Origin of the sequence: Terasakiella sp., from assembly GCF_048267425.1 — a bacterium.
Lineage (GTDB): Bacteria > Pseudomonadota > Alphaproteobacteria > Rhodospirillales > Terasakiellaceae > Terasakiella.
This window is the reverse complement of sequence record NZ_JBLWXN010000001.1, coordinates 543,438-559,825: the sequence shown is the minus strand read 5'-3', so window position 1 is coordinate 559,825 and position 16,388 is coordinate 543,438. Positions and strand designations below refer to the sequence as shown.

The 16,388-nt window shown below is 50.5% G+C and carries 11 protein-coding genes; 5 read left to right on the top strand and 6 right to left on the bottom strand.

Translation table 11 applies throughout. The features are described from left to right. Positions 1 to 66 precede the first annotated feature (66 nt). Both addA and addB read right to left on the bottom strand, forming a co-directional pair. Positions 67 to 3,498, bottom strand: a complete 3,432-nt coding sequence (gene addA, locus ACN0VA_RS02680; RefSeq protein ID WP_417819646.1) for a double-strand break repair helicase AddA — start codon at positions 3,496 to 3,498, stop codon at positions 67 to 69. After that, on the bottom strand, positions 3,495 to 6,497 hold the full coding sequence (gene addB / locus ACN0VA_RS02675; protein ID WP_417819645.1) for a double-strand break repair protein AddB: 3,003 nt from the start codon (positions 6,495 to 6,497) through the stop codon (positions 3,495 to 3,497). The genes addA and addB overlap by 4 nt, the downstream gene beginning before the upstream one ends. A 209-nt stretch (positions 6,498 to 6,706) precedes the next feature. Between addB and ACN0VA_RS02670 the strand changes: the two genes are divergently transcribed. The 4 genes from ACN0VA_RS02670 to ACN0VA_RS02655 all read left to right on the top strand — a co-directional run bounded on the left by ACN0VA_RS02670 (position 6,707) and on the right by ACN0VA_RS02655 (position 11,205). Further along, entirely contained in the window at positions 6,707 to 7,456 is a 750-nt protein-coding gene (locus ACN0VA_RS02670; protein ID WP_417819644.1) for a TVP38/TMEM64 family protein, read from the top strand. Next, on the top strand, positions 7,453 to 8,865 hold the full coding sequence (locus tag ACN0VA_RS02665) for a dihydrolipoyl dehydrogenase family protein (protein ID WP_417819643.1): 1,413 nt from the start codon (positions 7,453 to 7,455) through the stop codon (positions 8,863 to 8,865). The genes ACN0VA_RS02670 and ACN0VA_RS02665 overlap by 4 nt, the downstream gene beginning before the upstream one ends. A gap of 9 nt (positions 8,866 to 8,874) precedes the next feature. Continuing rightward, complete coding sequence (locus tag ACN0VA_RS02660; protein WP_417819642.1) at positions 8,875 to 10,251, top strand: sensor histidine kinase; 1,377 nt, start codon at positions 8,875 to 8,877, stop codon at positions 10,249 to 10,251. A 192-nt stretch (positions 10,252 to 10,443) separates the two neighbouring features. Beyond that, a complete protein-coding gene (locus tag ACN0VA_RS02655) occupies positions 10,444 to 11,205 on the top strand; it encodes a hypothetical protein (protein ID WP_417819641.1) in 762 nt (253 codons plus the stop codon). A gap of 5 nt (positions 11,206 to 11,210) precedes the next feature. Here the strand turns inward: ACN0VA_RS02655 and ACN0VA_RS02650 are convergent, their stop codons facing one another. Both ACN0VA_RS02650 and ACN0VA_RS02645 read right to left on the bottom strand, forming a co-directional pair. Then, entirely contained in the window at positions 11,211 to 11,942 is a 732-nt protein-coding gene (locus ACN0VA_RS02650; protein ID WP_417819640.1) for a class I SAM-dependent methyltransferase, read from the bottom strand. 90 nt (positions 11,943 to 12,032) lie between these two features. Continuing rightward, positions 12,033 to 13,229, bottom strand: a complete 1,197-nt coding sequence (locus tag ACN0VA_RS02645; protein ID WP_417819639.1) for a hypothetical protein — start codon at positions 13,227 to 13,229, stop codon at positions 12,033 to 12,035. Positions 13,230 to 13,485: 256 nt separating this feature from the next. Between ACN0VA_RS02645 and ACN0VA_RS02640 the strand changes: the two genes are divergently transcribed. Further along, complete coding sequence (locus ACN0VA_RS02640; RefSeq protein ID WP_417819638.1) at positions 13,486 to 15,306, top strand: transglycosylase domain-containing protein; 1,821 nt, start codon at positions 13,486 to 13,488, stop codon at positions 15,304 to 15,306. A 13-nt stretch (positions 15,307 to 15,319) separates the two neighbouring features. On the opposite strand, the gene ACN0VA_RS02635 is transcribed toward ACN0VA_RS02640, so the two are convergent. Together ACN0VA_RS02635 and ACN0VA_RS02630 are read right to left on the bottom strand one after the other, a co-directional pair. Further along, entirely contained in the window at positions 15,320 to 15,823 is a 504-nt protein-coding gene (locus tag ACN0VA_RS02635) for a YbjN domain-containing protein (RefSeq protein ID WP_188665168.1), read from the bottom strand. A 172-nt stretch (positions 15,824 to 15,995) separates the two neighbouring features. Next, positions 15,996 to 16,253, bottom strand: a complete 258-nt coding sequence (locus ACN0VA_RS02630) for an accessory factor UbiK family protein (RefSeq protein WP_417819637.1) — start codon at positions 16,251 to 16,253, stop codon at positions 15,996 to 15,998. Between the last annotated feature and the right edge of the window lie 135 nt (positions 16,254 to 16,388).

Below are 16,388 nucleotides of genomic sequence, written 5' to 3'. Positions count from 1 at the left end.
AATAGCGTGGCTCTGAATTTAAGGTCGCCATGCCTGCGCGTCAAGTCACCTGAAACTATAAAAAAGCTATTCCAGCATATTTTCCGGTATCTCCATCAGCCTTGGCGTGTCCGTCCATAACAACACACAACGTACCGATCTGTCTGGATAAATTGCCTGCAAAGCCGCACGATAGGCCTTCATCTGATTGATATAGATTTGCGGAACTTTTTTAACCGAACGCGGCGGCGGGCGGTTGGTTTTGTAATCAACGATTACAACTTCACGCTCCCCGATCAGGAGTCGGTCCACCTGCGCAGAAATTACCCGTCCATTCACCGTCCCGACAATCGGCACCTCGGCCTGTGATCCCGGTGCAAACACATCCGCAAAATCATCATCACACAAAACACGCAAAGTTTCACAGGCAATCTCATCCTGCTGTGCCACGCTTAAGCCATGCGCAGCCCCTCCCAGATAGGTACGCGCGGCTTTTTCGCGCTCCCCTTCCGGTAATTCCGGCAAGGTTTGCAGCAGGGCGTGAATGATATTCCCGCGTTTGAAACGATAACCATGATCATCGCCTAAGGGCGAACGCGTTGCCGGTTCCATCTCGGTTGGGCGGGACGGGGCAAGGGGACGGGGCGGGCTGGGTTCCGATTTGGGATTGCTTCGTGCCCAAGGTGGCAAAGATTCGATCACCACATTCAGGCGGTCCGGTCCTTTTTCCACTTTGGCTTCTTTTTCCTGTGCACAAACCAGACGCAAAATCTCGCTTTCATCGATTTCGTCACACGATTCAAGGAACGCATCATCCAGCTTGTCCGCAACCTCTTTCAAGCCTTCGCGGGCCAGATTATACCAACAGTGCGCCGGGGCCGCCCGTTTGGTTTCCCATCCACAGATATAAAGCCGATCTTCAGCCCGCGTCAGCGCGACATACAACAGACGACGGTATTCCTCATCCTGTTTCTGGGCAAGGCGGTCTTTTTCAGCACTTGCAATCTCTTCAAAAAATTCCGCTTTCGGCGGCCAGATAAACAGCTCGGTTCCCATTTCTTTATCAAAGGGCCACAACAGTTTTGATCCTTTGCTGGGCACCTGCATGGTATCGGGCATAAAGACGATGGGCGCTTGCAGACCTTTCGCCCCATGTACCGTCATCACCCGTACCGCATTCTGGCTGGCCTGTTCCAGATCCCGTTTGACTTCTGTATCCCCTGTTTCCAACCATGCCAGAAAACTTTCCAGTGCAGGAGCATGGCTACGTTCAAAATTCAGGGCCAAATCCAGAAATTCATTGATCGGGTCTTCGGCTTCCACCCCCAAACGGGCAATCAACTTGCGCCGCCCGCCCAGCGCCGTCAGCACATAAGTAAACAATTCAAACGGACGGACATAGTCGGTACGCGCCATCAAATCCGCCAAATAATTATGCGCTGTATGGAAACGCAAATCGCTTTTAGCCTTATCACGCAAAGCCGACCACAAACTGCCCGGACGTTTATAGGCAAGATCAAACAGGTCTTCGTCGCTCAGGCCCAGCAACGGTCCTTTCAAGACACAAGCCAATTGCAAATCATCATCGGGTTGCAGCAAAAACCGCCCCAACGCCACCAGATCCATCACCGCGATTTGTTCGCCCAAAACCATCCGGTCAACCCCAGCCACCGCGATATCCAGTTCTTTCAAGGCGCGTACCAGTTCTTCGACAAAACCGCTGCGCCTGCGCACCAGTACCATAATATCACCGGGCTGGATGGGACGGCCTTTGGCTTCCAACAACTCATGTGACAGAACCATTTTTTGAATGCGCTTGGCGATTAATTTGGCAAGACGGGCACGTGGACTATCGACTTGCAGCCGTTCCACCGGGGGTTTCCACGGTTGCGCCGGTGTGGCGGCACTCGGGCGGATCGGCGGCCAGATTTCCACCAGTCCGCCATCACTTTGACGCCACGCATCATGTCGAATGGCATCATCAATTTCGACACCTTGCGCCACGCTTGGGTCTTTAAAAATCGCATCAACAGCTTGCAACACCGCCCGTGTCGATCGAAACGACATGGTCATGGGCACTTCGCGCCAGATACGTTGTGATTTCGGAACCTGATCAGCAAAGAGATGTTTCATCCGGTCAAATTCTGCCGGATCAGCCCCTTGGAAACTGTAGATCGACTGTTTTACATCCCCCACGGCGAAGATTGTCCGGGGGTTTTCCCCATCATGGACTCCGTCACCGACGAAAAATTCCTGTGTTAAGGCTTCAATCACCCGCCATTGGTCCGGGTTGGTATCTTGGGCTTCATCGACCAAAACATGTTCGATGCCCCCATCCAGCTTATATAAAACCCACGGCACTGACTCATGGGTCAATAAATCACGGGTTTTCAGGATCAAATCATCGTAATCCAGCACCGCTTGGTTTCGTTTTTGCCGATCATAGGAATCCAGCAGGGATTTGCCGATCCGCAACAAGGCATGGGTGGATTGCAAGGTCACCGCCGCACGCACTTTTCGTGCGGTGCGCAACATCCGTTCGCCTTCCACCGTCAGGACATCAATGGCCCCTAAGCTATCCGCCGCTGCCCCTTTGGTGATCAAAGTTTTGCGCAGTTCCCCTTTTCCTGTCAGGAAAGCATCGCGATAAGCCTCAAAAAACGCCAAACGCTCGGTTTGTGTGGAACTCAGCCATTTTGCCAGCATTTGCCCGCGTTCCATATCGCCCTTGCTGCCATTGAGCAAAGCCTCCATCGCAACGCGCAGACCCAATGCATCGAAACTATGTTGATCACAGGCCTGATCCACAATGCGCAACGGTGTATCACCGGGTTGCAGGTCCATCCGATCCGCCAGAACCGCCACCAGTTTGCGCACCCCACCATGATGATCTAACACCCGGCGCAATCGACCACGTGCCCCCGCCAATGCCCCGATCAATTCAGGAAAGGCCGTTTCGTGAATTTGCGAGGTAACAAGACGCAAGGCATCATACAGTTCCGGCGTGCGGCCCAATCGGGCATCCAGCATGACCTCGTCTTGCGCTTTTTTCAGTAATTCCGCCGCATTGCGTTCATCCATGACCTGAAAATGCGGGGCCAATCCGGCTTCCAGTGGAAAACGGCGCAACAAAGACTGACAAAAGGCGTGAATGGTCTGAATTTGCATGCCTCCCGGTGCATCCAGCACATGAGCAAACAATTGACGGGCAAGCACAAATTCGCCTTCACTCGGGCTACGGCTTAACAATTCCCCCAGTGTTGCACGCAAATCAGCATCCGGCATCACCGACCATTGCCCCAGCTTATCGGCAATCCGGTTGGACATTTCAGCCGCAGCCGCCTTGGTAAAGGTCAGACACAAAATATGATGGGGTTTGGTTCCCGTCACCATCAATGACAACACACGATCGGTTAAAACCTTGGTTTTGCCGGTCCCCGCATTCGCCGCCACCCAGACGGATGCCTTTGGGTCAGATGCTTGGCGCTGCACGACATTGGGATCCAGAAGATCGCTCATTCCTCTCCCTCCTGCGCGGCGGTGGACCATTCCTTGATGCGGGCCAGATGTTCATAGTCAGAATATTTTGGGGCATTTTCAGGATTGGGCCGCGATCCATAGGGCGCTTCAATCCGGTCATAGGCCGCGACCAGTCCTTGCAAGCCTTCCAATGCATCCGCCGCCGTCTGCGCCGGATTATCGGTTGCCGCTTGGCGTTTACCGGCTTCTTGTGCGCCACGTAAACGCCAGAATTCCAATTCTTTTACATCGCGCGGGCCAAACTGCTCAAACCCGCCTGCCATTGCAATCGCGGCTTCCAACGGCAATTGCGGAGCAAACCCGGCTTCCACCTCTTTTTTGGTGGGCGGGACCCCGGTTTTATAATCAATAATGGCGATTTCCCCATCCTTGAACAGATCAACCCGATCCGCCTTGGCAGAAATGGTAAAGGGGCCAGCCGGCGCCTCAAACGTCAGGCCGCCTTCAATCTCGCTATAACTTTTGGCAATCAAGGCCCGACGATCCTGTTCCTGTGCCACAAACCAATCACAAATCCGTTCAAACCGGGGCCACCAGAACGCCCAGATACCGGGGTTTTCCAGTTCTGCACCAAAAACTTCACGCCCGATCGCACGCAGTTCTTCTACTGCATTATCCGGTAGGTCACGCGGGTATTTATCCATAAATTTTTCTAATGATTCATGTATAATATTACCATAATCTGCCGCGCCGGGATCGGCATCAATCGGGTCTAGTTTCCTGATTTTTAATATTTCTTTGGCATACAGGCCATATGGATCACGCATCCATTCCTCAACACGCGTTACATACAGATGACGCGGACGCGCACTCACCGGCGGGCGCGGGGCGGGCGGAGCAACTGCCTGAATTTTTGCTACATAATCAAGGGCAGCCTGCATAGAAAGCCAACCTGCATTGCCTTTGAAATCCTCTGCCAGTTCCGTCCCGCTTAGTCTATTTTCCAGACGACGCAACCAGCGTGAACGCACCGTCGGTGTGCCATCGACACGCTCAGAACGCGTAATCACCACACGCGGGGCGCAAAAATGCTGGGCGAAATCGTGGGCGGTTTGCCCGATATGGAATTCCGGCAGCGGCAAGCCGAAATCGCGCATCATCGGGCGGCTCATCCACGGACTTGCGGTGGTATCGGGCGGCCATGTTCCTTCGTTTAATCCAGCCAGCACGACAAGGTCAAACTGCTGCAAACGGGCCTCGAACAACCCTAGGATCGACAGACGCGGATGCGCCCCGAATTTGGGACGAACGGCCCGGCCCGCCAACAACGCATCAAACAGGGCAGGGTAGCTGGCACAATCGAGTTCGCCAAACCCGTTTGCGGCCTCAATCAATTCACTGATAAAATCGGCACACGTTTCACCCGCTTCCCCGGCCCATAGGCGCTGCGCACCTGTTTCCACATCTATACTGGCCATTTGTTCAGCGGCCCGGATATGGCTTTCCACCAGTTTCAGGATATCGGTTTTTTTGCGCTTCATCACTTTGTTAAACGGATGAAAGGCCTTGTCCAGCGCATCCAGCAAACCATTTAGTTCATCCAAGATCTTTTTCTGATACACACTGAGACGCTTTGTACGTTTGCGCCAATCGGCTTCGCGTTTTTCCAAGGCACTGCGCAAACCGCTCAGCCCGCCTGTCGGACGGGGGCCACGCAGACTATAAAGTTCCAACCGTCGCACCTGACGGCGAAAAACCTTGCTGTCCATCCCGGCGGCACTAAAGGGGTGTTTACACAGGGCCAACAAGGCAACAGGGGCAAAATCATCCGCAACACATTGGGCCAGTAAACGCAAAAAAGCCCCGACAGGACTATGTTGCAACGGAATACCGGCCGAATCATCAATCTCAATCTGCCATCGACGCAATTCAGACGCGACACGGCGCGCCAAATTCCGATCCGGGGTAACAAGGGCGGCTGTGTTGCCTGCAAATTCCAGCTCGTTTCGCAACATCAGGGCAATGGCGCCGGCTTCTTCAAACGGGGTTGGGCAATCCAGACGTTCCACCCCGGCCAAAAGACCATTGGCGGGATGGGTCATGGTTCGCCATTTATCGGTGCTGGCAGCGGGTAACATGGCTTCGCTTAACAAACGGGCGCGCAAGGGATGTGCCCCGGATAAGGCAACCCCCCCCCAATCACGGACTTCTTGCGGGGCCGTGCGCATACGGCGCAACAACTGACGCAATCCATATTGCGGGTGGTTGGGATCAAGATTATCCCAGTCATCATCTGCCATAAACCGATCAAGGCCCGGCAAAACCACCATGCCGTTTTCCATACGGGCCACACAGGCCAGCAAGTCCGCCACCGCCGGAATAGACGCAGTTGAACCGGCGGCAATGACCGGATGTTTTGCCGGGGTCTTTTCCCACACCTGACGCTGTGCGGCCAACAGGCGATTGCGCCGTTGCGCCGGGTCCAACACCCCTTCGCTTTCTAAAATAGACGGCCAGTGTTCCGTCAAAATCTTCAGAAAATCGAGGGTGATATTCCAATGTTCCGAATAATCTTCCGGCACAAGGCTTTGTAAGTCGGTGAAATTCAGCCCCTCGGTATGGACTTGATCCAGCAGGCTTGCCAATTCATTTGCCAATTGTGCGGCCTGATCAGCGGTCGTTTTTTCTTTTTCAAAACCAAGGATCAAACGGGTCAAAAGAATTTGGCGGCGCAAGGGTGCGATGGCGGGATTAATCGCATTTAAACCACCGATATCCTGCCAGCCGGTCAAGGCCAGTTCATCTTCATCCAGATCACCAATCGGCTGCATACGTGGCAACAACATAGCCTTGCCGTCGCCATAGCGCAAAAAAGCATCGCGCACCGTGCGACAGGCCCGCCGCGTCGGTAACAACAATGTGACTTGGGACAAGGTTTCCGGCCTTTCCCCAAATTTTTCCATGACGCCATGAACCAACGCATCCGCAAAGGATACATGAGGCGAAATGCTATAAACGTTTGGCGATTTTGTGTTCATGCCATGTTTGTAATGGGAAAGAAAACGGCGGTCCAGACAGAAATCATACCATCGATTATTTTACGTTCAATAATCGTATTTTAAAACAGAACAACATTTGAATTTCAAAATTCAACCGCCAATCACATCCCCCTCACGCAAGCGTGACTGGCCCCACTTGTAAAGAACGCTAGAATAGGAGACAAGAGAACAAGCCCAAGGAAACACAAATGACTGCGCCGATCAGAATGAACACAATAGAAAACCCACCTCCTTCAAAAAAGAAAAAGCTTCACATCATCCCTTTGCTGATTATCGCAAGCGGGTTCATGGCCTTTTTTGTCTTTGGCGGTGCGGATTATCTTTCTTTTGATACCTTGCGCGACAATCGCCAAGCCATTTTAGACTGGACGCAGGAACATTATATTCTGGCGATTCTCGGCTTTATTCTGGCCTACCATATCGCTGTTATGTTTTCTCTGCCCGGTGCAATCTGGTTATCCTTAAGCGGTGGGTTTCTGTTCGGGACAGTTGAGGCCACCTTATATATTGTCCTGGGGGCCACGGCCGGGGCCATTGGTATTTTTCTGCTGGCCCGTTATGCCCTTTATGATTTTTTCCATGCCAAAGTCGGCAAATCGTTAAACCGTATGGAAAAAGGCTTTCAGGAAGATGCGCTGAGCTACATGCTGGTTTTACGCCTTGTCCCCTTGTTTCCCTTCTGGCTGGTTAATCTTGTTCCCGCCCTTTTGGGGGTTAAGTTGCGCACTTATATCATCGGTACGTTCTTTGGCATCATTCCCGGTGCCTTTGTCTATGCGTCTGTCGGCAGTGGATTGGGTGCTGTCTTTGATGCGGGTAACACACCGGATTTAAGCATTATTTTCAGCCCGCAAATCCTTACCCCCATTATCGGCCTTGCTGCATTGGCAATGGTCCCTGTAGTCTACAAAAAAATTAAAAATCGGAGAGCACAATGAGCGAGATTATCAAAACCGATATTTGCGTCATCGGCGGCGGGTCCGGTGGGTTGTCAGTTGCCGCAGGGGCTTCGCAAATGGGGGCTAAGGTTGTTCTGATTGAAAAAGCCAAGATGGGGGGCGATTGCCTGAATTATGGTTGCGTTCCCTCCAAAGCTCTGCTGGGGGCAGCACATGCCGCCCAGCATGTCCGCGAGGCAGGTACATTCGGCACTGATGCCACCTTAAACGCCATTGATCCCCAAAAAGTCCATGATTATGTCCACGGTGTTATCAATGGTATCGCGCCCCATGATTCCGTTGAACGATTTGAAGGCATGGGCGTACAAGTCATTCAAGGGGCCGCCCGCTTTATTGGCCCGCAAACATTAAGTGCCGATGGTAAAACCGTCCAAGCCAAACGGTTTGTGATTGCCACAGGGTCGCGCCCCTTTATCCCGCCGATTGATGGATTGGACGAGGTTGATTACCTGACCAACGAAACCATCTTCAATCTGACAGAAACACCAAAACATCTGATTATTTTAGGCGGCGGCCCCATCGGTATTGAAATGGCACAAGCCCATCGCCAATTGGGGGCAGACGTCACCATTTTAATCCGTTCCCACATGATGCCCAAGGATGATCCCGAACTGGTGGATTTTGTCCGCACCCGCCTGCAACAAGACGGTATTCATATCGTTGAACAGACATCGGTTGAAAGCATCACCCAACTGAACGACGAAATCGTCGTCAAAACAGGGGACGAGATTTACACAGGATCCCACCTGTTGGTCGCCACCGGTCGTCAAGTCAATGCAGATAGTCTTGATCTGAAAGCCGCAAATGTCGCTTATGACAATCATGGCATTCGCATTGATGAGCGCCTGCGAACCAGCAATAAAAAAATATTCGCCATTGGTGATGTGACCGGCGGTTTGCAATTTACTCACAAAGCCGGATACGACGCAGGTATTATCATTCGAAATGCCTTGTTCAGGCTACCTGCCAAAGCTGACTACAATGCTTTGGCGTGGGTCACCTATTGCAACCCCGAACTTGCCAGTGTCGGTTTAAATGAAGACGCCGCACGCAAAGAACATGACGAGATCCGCATCCTGCGTTGGCCTTTCAGCGAAAATGACCGCGCCCGCACAGAAGGCAAAACACACGGATTAATCAAGGTCATCACCACCAAGAAAGGGCGGATCTTAGGCGCTTCCATTGTCGGGCCAAGTGCAGGGGAACTCATTCAAGTTTGGGTGCTCGCGATTGGTCAAAAACTAAAAATCGGGGCAATTGCTTCCATGATTGCACCCTATCCCACGTTGGGCGAAGTCTCCAAACGGGCGGCGGGCAGTTTCTTTACCCCCTCTTTATTCAGCGAGAAGACCAAAAAGTTTGTCCGCTTTCTGCTGCGTTTCGGGTAAATTGAAACTATGCAGAATTCACGTGCCATAAACCTTGGCCTCTCGGCCCGACTTTTGATCCTGACGGCGATTTTCATCCTGCTGGCTGAGGCCTTTATCTATATCCCGTCGATTGCGCGTTATCGCAAAGTCTATCTGCTGGATCATATGGAAAAGGCGCATTTGGCCGTTTTATCACTGGAAGCTGCACCGGATAAAATGGTCAATGATGAATTACGTGACCTTCTTCTCAAACATGCCGAAGCTTACGGGATTGTGTTGGTGGAAGGTCATAAACGTATGTTGGTTTTATCCAAGGATATGCCGCCCAAAACCGATTTGAACATCAACATGGCCGATCAAAGCTGGATCCCTATGGTCATGGATGCCTTTGAGACCTTGTTTCAAAAGGAAAATCGAATTTTACGCATTAAAGGCCCCAGTCCGCGCAACGCCGAGGTGAGCATCGAGGTTATTTTGGATGAAGCCCCCTTGCGCATGGAAATGGCAGATTATTCACGGCGTATTCTCAATCTGTCGCTGGTGATATCCTTGATTACCGGGGTATTGGTCTATATCAGCCTGCATGGTCTTCTGGTGCGCCCAATTCGCAAGTTGGCCCGCAATATGGCAGATTTTCGCGAGAACCCCGAAGATGAAAACACAATTATCATCCCGTCTAATCGCTATGATGAAATTGGCCAAACGGAAGCCGAACTTCACGCCATGCAAGGTGAATTGCGAAAACTGCTGCGCCAAAAAGACCGGCTGGCTTCTATCGGATCAGCTGTTGCCAAGATCAACCATGATCTGCGCAACAGCCTGTCCAAAGCCATGTTGATGTCCGATCAAATCGCAGGCAGTACGGATGAAAAAGTCCAGAAACTGGCCCCACAACTGTGTCAAACCGTTGATCAAGCCATCGACCTTTGTGCTCAGACGATGGATTATGTCGCAAATTCCACCCCCAGACTGGATAAAGAACTTTTTTACCTGCACGATCTGGTCGATGAAGTGATTGCCCATGTGGCAGACCTGCATGACGAAACCACGCAGGTGGAAAACCATGTCGACGAACTGGCTGAGGCCGAAGGTGATACAACCCAATTGCGCCGCGTGCTTGTCAATCTGGTGCGCAATGCCCTGCAAATGGGGGCCACCCATGTGGAACTGACAAACGAAAACAGCAGCATTGATGTCATCGACAATGGCCCCGGCCTGCCCAACAAGGCCAAAACCAATCTGTTCAAACCCTTCGCCGGATCAGCACGGCGCGGAGGGACCGGGCTGGGACTGGTCATTGCACGTGACATCATGCACGCACATGGCGGTGATTTAACCCTGCAACAAACCGGTGCACAAGGCACCACGTTCCGCCTTGTGCTGCCACAACCCAAGGAAATCTAATGGCGCAATGGAACCCGCAAACCATTGTGATTGGGATGCGGTCCCGGTAATGTCATCGGGACCATATTGCACGGGCTTATCCCGCACTTTCTGACGGCAAAACCCTTCTGCCCTTTAAACGATTCTTTATGGTTTGTCTCAAGAAATAAACCTGTTACAAGAAGGTGTCTTGTCACATACGGGTAGGGAAGCATGAGCAAGCCTGAAGTTACTTTCATCTTGACCAGTTGTGGTCGCGTCGATCTGTTGAAAACGACAATCGAAACATTTGAGAAATTCAATACCTACCCCATCAAACGCGGCATTATCACAGAAGATTCATGCGACGAAGAAGTCTATCGTCAAGTTCGCGAATTGTTTGGTGATCGCTACGAAATCTGGGCGAACGAGACCAAAAAAGGCCAGATTAAATCCATTGTAGATGCCTATGCGACAGTCGATACACCCTATATTTTCCATTGCGAAGATGACTGGGAATTCATGCGTTCCGGTTTTATTGAAGAATCCATTGCCATTTTGGAACATGATCCCAACATTATGCAGGCCTTTCTGGAAAGCAAAGAAAGCGCAAACGGGGCCACCGACAGTGTCGAACTGTTTCAATTTGTTGACCCGACAACAATCGACGGCGCCAGCTTTGAAAAAATCAGAGTTGCCGAAGGTTGGGATTGGGGCTATTTCTCTTTCCGCCCGGCCTTAAAGCGCAAAAGCGATTATGATCGCATTGGCGGATATGCTCGTTTCACCAATGAACCGGATATCAGCTGCACCTACCGGGAACTGGGCTATTATTGCGTGATTTTAAGCGAACCCGCCACCATTGATCTGGGCGGAGAACGCCGCTTGCCAGATCCGACCCGCAAATGGCCGAAACGCCGCAAACACAACAAACCCAAGGGGTTAAAACGACTTTGGGCACATATCCAGCGCCTGTTTAGCGAAGGCAAATGGTAATCTGATCAGGCTTGTGCCTCGAAAACCATCGTTTCAAATTCATTTTGGGCCTGATTGTCGATGGCATTACCGTGTTTTTCAATCCCGTTCAATGCGTCGTGAACAGACTCACCGACCTTGCAACGTTTGATATTTTTGAAACCTGCTTCTCGCAGGGATTTCACCATATGTTTTTCGTTATAGATAAACTGATGACACCATCCCTTAAAGATATGGTTGACCACTTCCAGTCCATTATAGGGCGTGTAGTCATGCAGACACAGATCGACGAACCACTTGATATATTGTTCCTGTTCTTCTGAAAGATTATCTTCCAAAAGACCGAGAAACACATCCAGATCCGGTGTCGCCACGCGAAAAATGCCCGTATCCGGTTTTAAAATACGCTTACATTCGCTCAACATATGCATCCCGATATTACTGGGAATATGTTCAATTAAATGTTCAGAATAAATATAATCAATGGAATTGTCAGGGATAGGAAACCGCTTGGACACGTCCAAGGCATAAGCTTTGCCTTTGATGGTGTGCAAATCTGTATTCAACCAGCCTGTCAAACCATTACGATTTGCGCCAAGCTGAAGTTTGCGAACATCATGCGTATCAATATATTTCTGAATTTCTTTCGGTGCATTGCGATCACGAAAATAACTGCGAATGGCCCGTAAATCTTGTGAAAGCCCGTTATAGGCTGCGGATTTGCGCAGGGTTTTCTTTTTAAATTCCTTCAAGGACATGATGCATACACTCTATTACAGACATTGAACATCGCATCATATGCCATATCAAGGGCAAACCTGTCTATCGTCTTGATCGTTTTAAAACGCTTAGGAGTCGTCTTCAGCCTCATCTTCAGGAGGTTGACTGACCCGTTTCTTTCCGGCTTCTGCGACAAAAGTCAGAATCTCGTCCTTCAGGGAATGGACCGCCGCGCGGCATCCCATGTTGAACTGTTCATTGTCCTTGGCTTCCAAATGAATAAAGCTATCCACCGTCGGGCGTAAGATATCCACCGACAGCATGGGTTCGCCCAAGACCTCGCTAACCTTATCGCCAAACGTTTCACGAAAAGCGATCAAGGTTCCGTCCAGACGATCCAAATTCAAGCGGTTCATCTCCGTCAGGTTTTCCTGTGCGATATAGGTCAGCGTATCGCCGTAAATGCCGATCCGCGCGTTATCCAGTTCTGTACAATGATCGAAAAAAGCCTTGTCGCGTTTAAAGAAATCCCATGCCTTTTCCCCCATTGCCTTAATAAAAGACATAACAAGGTCTTTGCGCCAATAAAGAATACCGGGAATCGCATCCGCACCATGAGCCACCACATTGCGGAAATAAACGCCGACAGCCTCTTTGACCTTTTTGAAATCTTCGTGATGCACTTCGACAACCGCATGACCGGCGGCTTCATCCTGAATGACAAGGACATCATCATTGAGCACCAGCAAATGCGCATAAGGCAAGTGATCCCGATAAAATTCCAGCAAATCAAGTTGCCAGTCAAATCCGATCACACGACGCATGGCATCAAATTTTTTGGCACCTTCTTTTAAACGCACTTTCTTGGTGACCGTCACTTCCTTGGTGAAAAAGATCATGGATTTGACCTTTTTCTTCTGTTTTTTCGTGACAATCTCGCCATCATTGCGAATAAAAAAACGGCGCGCTGCCGTTGAAACCAATAATTTCTGTACCTGTTGTAACGTCACACCACACGCGGTTTCGGTGACTTCATCCACAATCGGATCACCGGCTTTATCGACCACTGTCTCGCTGAATAGGTCCATATTGTCGCGATAGACTTGGAAAAGATGTTTCAGGTTTTGTGGTTCATTGAGAATATCATCAAAGGACCAGTCGCGATTCAACAAATCACTTTCCTGAAGCAAGGCAATCGCAGCCTTCACACCTTGAATGATCTGCCCCTTGACTTGTTTATCCACGCTGACGTTCGGTGGCAATACAATCGATATTGCCTCGATCAACGGTTTTTTTGATTTCTCTTCTAATTCGTCTTCAGACATAAGTACTCAGAACCTGTTTCACGGAACTTCTTGCTTTTACGTTTAAATACATTATGCACAGAAAATCAGCGGTTGGAAAATCAAAAAATCGCCTAATTATATGTTCTATTAATGGATTTCTAACCCACAATGGTGCATAGCTTTTGCCATGAGCGCACAAAAGAAAAAAACGGCCCCCCAAAAAAAGGCACGCCGAAGCACGAAAAAAAAATCATCACCCACACCAAAACAGCCTTGGACCCTCAAGCGTTTGTTCATGTGGTTGGCAACCATCGCCATTTGGATGGGACTGTTGCTGGCAGCTATCTTGGCTTATTACGCCTATGATCTGCCCGATGTGGATAAAGCCACCGCCGTGGAACGCCGCCCCGGCCTGACCTTGCTGTCAGCAAACGGCAGCGTTATTGCCACCAGCGGGGACCTTTACGGTGAAGCCATCCAGATCAGCGATCTGCCCGACTACTTGCCCCAAGCGGTTATGGCCACTGAAGACCGCCGGTTTTACGACCATTTTGGTCTGGATATCATCGGATTGGGACGTGCAATTGTGACCAATATTGTCTCCGGTAAAATTCGCCAAGGCGGATCCACGCTAACCCAGCAAGTCGCCAAAAACCTGTTCTTATCGCCAGAACGTTCCATCAAACGAAAGGTACAAGAATTGTTGCTCGCCTTCTGGCTGGAGCATAAATTCACCAAAGATCAAATTTTCACGCTTTATCTCAATCGGGTTTATTTCGGCGCAGGCACCTATGGTGTGGAAGCCGCCGCGCAGAAATATTTTTCAAAATCAGCGCGCAATCTTTCCCTTTACGAATCCGCACTTATCGCCGGATTGTTAAAAGCCCCCAGCAAATATAACCCGCGCAGCAATCCTGATCTTGCCAAAGAACGAACCGCTGTCGTCCTGTCCAATATGGTAAATGCCGGGTATTTGACACAGGCACAAGCGCGCGCGGCCCAAAAACATAAAGAACGCATCATCAGCGCGGCAAAACCACATAAGTCTGCACGGTATTTTGCCGATTGGGTGATGGAGCAGGTCGATGATTTTGTCGGACCGATGAATACAGATCTGACCATTGTCACCACGCTGGATCTTGAGTTACAGAAGATGGCGGAACGTAAAAGCCGCGCTTTCCTCAAGAAAAATGGCAAGAAACGCAATGTTGGACAGGCGGCAGTCGTCGCCTTGTCACCGGATGGGGCGGTGCGGGCCATGATTGGCGGGCGTGATTACGGACAAAGCCAGTTCAATCGTGCCACCCAAGCCCAACGCCAACCCGGTTCCGCCTTCAAACCGTTTGTCTTTCTTGCCGGTGTGGAAAACGGTATGGACGCAGACGACACCTTGAAGGACGGCCCCTTTGCCATTGGGAAATGGAAACCACGTAATTATTCAAAGACCTATCAAGGCCCTGTTACCTTGCGTACGGCCTTGGCCGAGTCCATCAATACCATTTCTGCCCAAATCGGACAAAAGGTCGGATTTGCAAAAGTTGCCGATACAGCCCATCGTTTGGGCATTACCTCTCCCTTAAAGGCGCAGCCTGCCATCACATTGGGCGCAAGCGAGGTCAACCTGCTGGAACTGACCGCCGCTTACGGTCCTTTTGCCAACGGCGGTTTCGGTGTTTTCCCCTTCGGTATTGAAAGCATCAAAGATGCCAATGGGAGGATTCTCTATCAACGTAGCGGCGGGGGCACAGGGCGTATCGTCAAAGAACGCCATATTCGTGAAATGAACGACATGATGAAAGCCGTCATGCAAACAGGCACAGGTAAAAAGGCCAATTTCGAACGCAGTCTAGGCGGCAAAAGCGGAACCTCACAGTCTTTTCGCGATGCCTGGTTTATCGGCTACAGCGCCGACCTTATCCTTGGCGTCTGGATGGGTAACGATAATGAAAAACCCATGAAGCGGGTCAGTGGTGGCGATTTACCTGCAATCCTGTGGGGTCAGATCATGCGCACCGCCCACGAAAGCATTCCCCAGAAACCCCTGCCCGGTGATGAAGCCCCCGAAGTGGTCGAACAGGTCAAAGGTTTCTTTGAACGCCTGTTTGGCGGGGATTAGACAAAAAGGAAAATCAGGCCTGCCCGACACATTCCATTAAGGCGCAATCCATCGCCTGTTGGGCAGGCATGTTGTGGAACGCAGCAAATTGGAAAGCCGCATAAAAACGTTCGCATTCGCCCAACGCAATCTCGATAATATCTTCAAGTTCGCGCGCTTTATGTTCGGATGTGCCGTTCATCATAATGGTATGGCGAAAGGCTGGTGCATTAAACCCGGCCATAACGGCAAAATGGCCGATCCATAGCTTTGAATTGATCGTTGCCAGCAAATCGTTCACGGCCCCACCTGCGGCTTGTGGCAGGCACATATCCATAGAACAGGTCAGGTGCAAACATTGATAAGGTGCGCTCCATGTAAATTGGAGGGAATAAGTGCAGTTATCGCCTGCACTTTCCATCACCAGATCACCGTTACTTAAATGTTCCAGAACCCATCCGCGTTCTTCGGCGAGGTTTTCCAGAATATCCAGACCGTAATCCGGTGCTGCCGCTTGTACCTGTTCAAGAAAGTTCATAACTCAAAAAATCTTTTAATTCGTTGTCGTTGAGGGTGAACCTAGACAATAAAAAAGGCCCTGCGCAAGGGCCTCTTGGATTCGAAAAAAAGATTCCTGTGGATAAAATTGTGGACCAACGCGGTATGAAAATCCGCGACTCGTGGGTCCCCTTATTTCCAAGCTAACTTGTTTATTTTTTTGCTTTTTCCAAGGCTTCTTCCAACGCCGCAATACGCACGTTTAACGCATCTTGTTCAGCGCGCGCCTTCGCTGCCATCGCCTTGACCGCGTCAAACTCTTCACGAGGCACAACATCCATTTCTGCCATAACTCGTTCTATTTGTTGACGAATTAGCCCATCAATTTCTTCTCTCACACCTGTCAATGTGCTGACGGCACCGCTGGCAACCTTGGCAACATCATCGAAAATACGGTTTTTGCTTTGCATGAGTCTTTTCCTTTTTATAGGGGCGAATCGGTGGCGCATTATGCCATGAGTTCTTTTCAGCGCAAGTCTTGCTTGAAGCCATACCTCTGATCGCCCTATAAGAGAACGCAAGAATGCTCATGTTAAAGTAAGGAT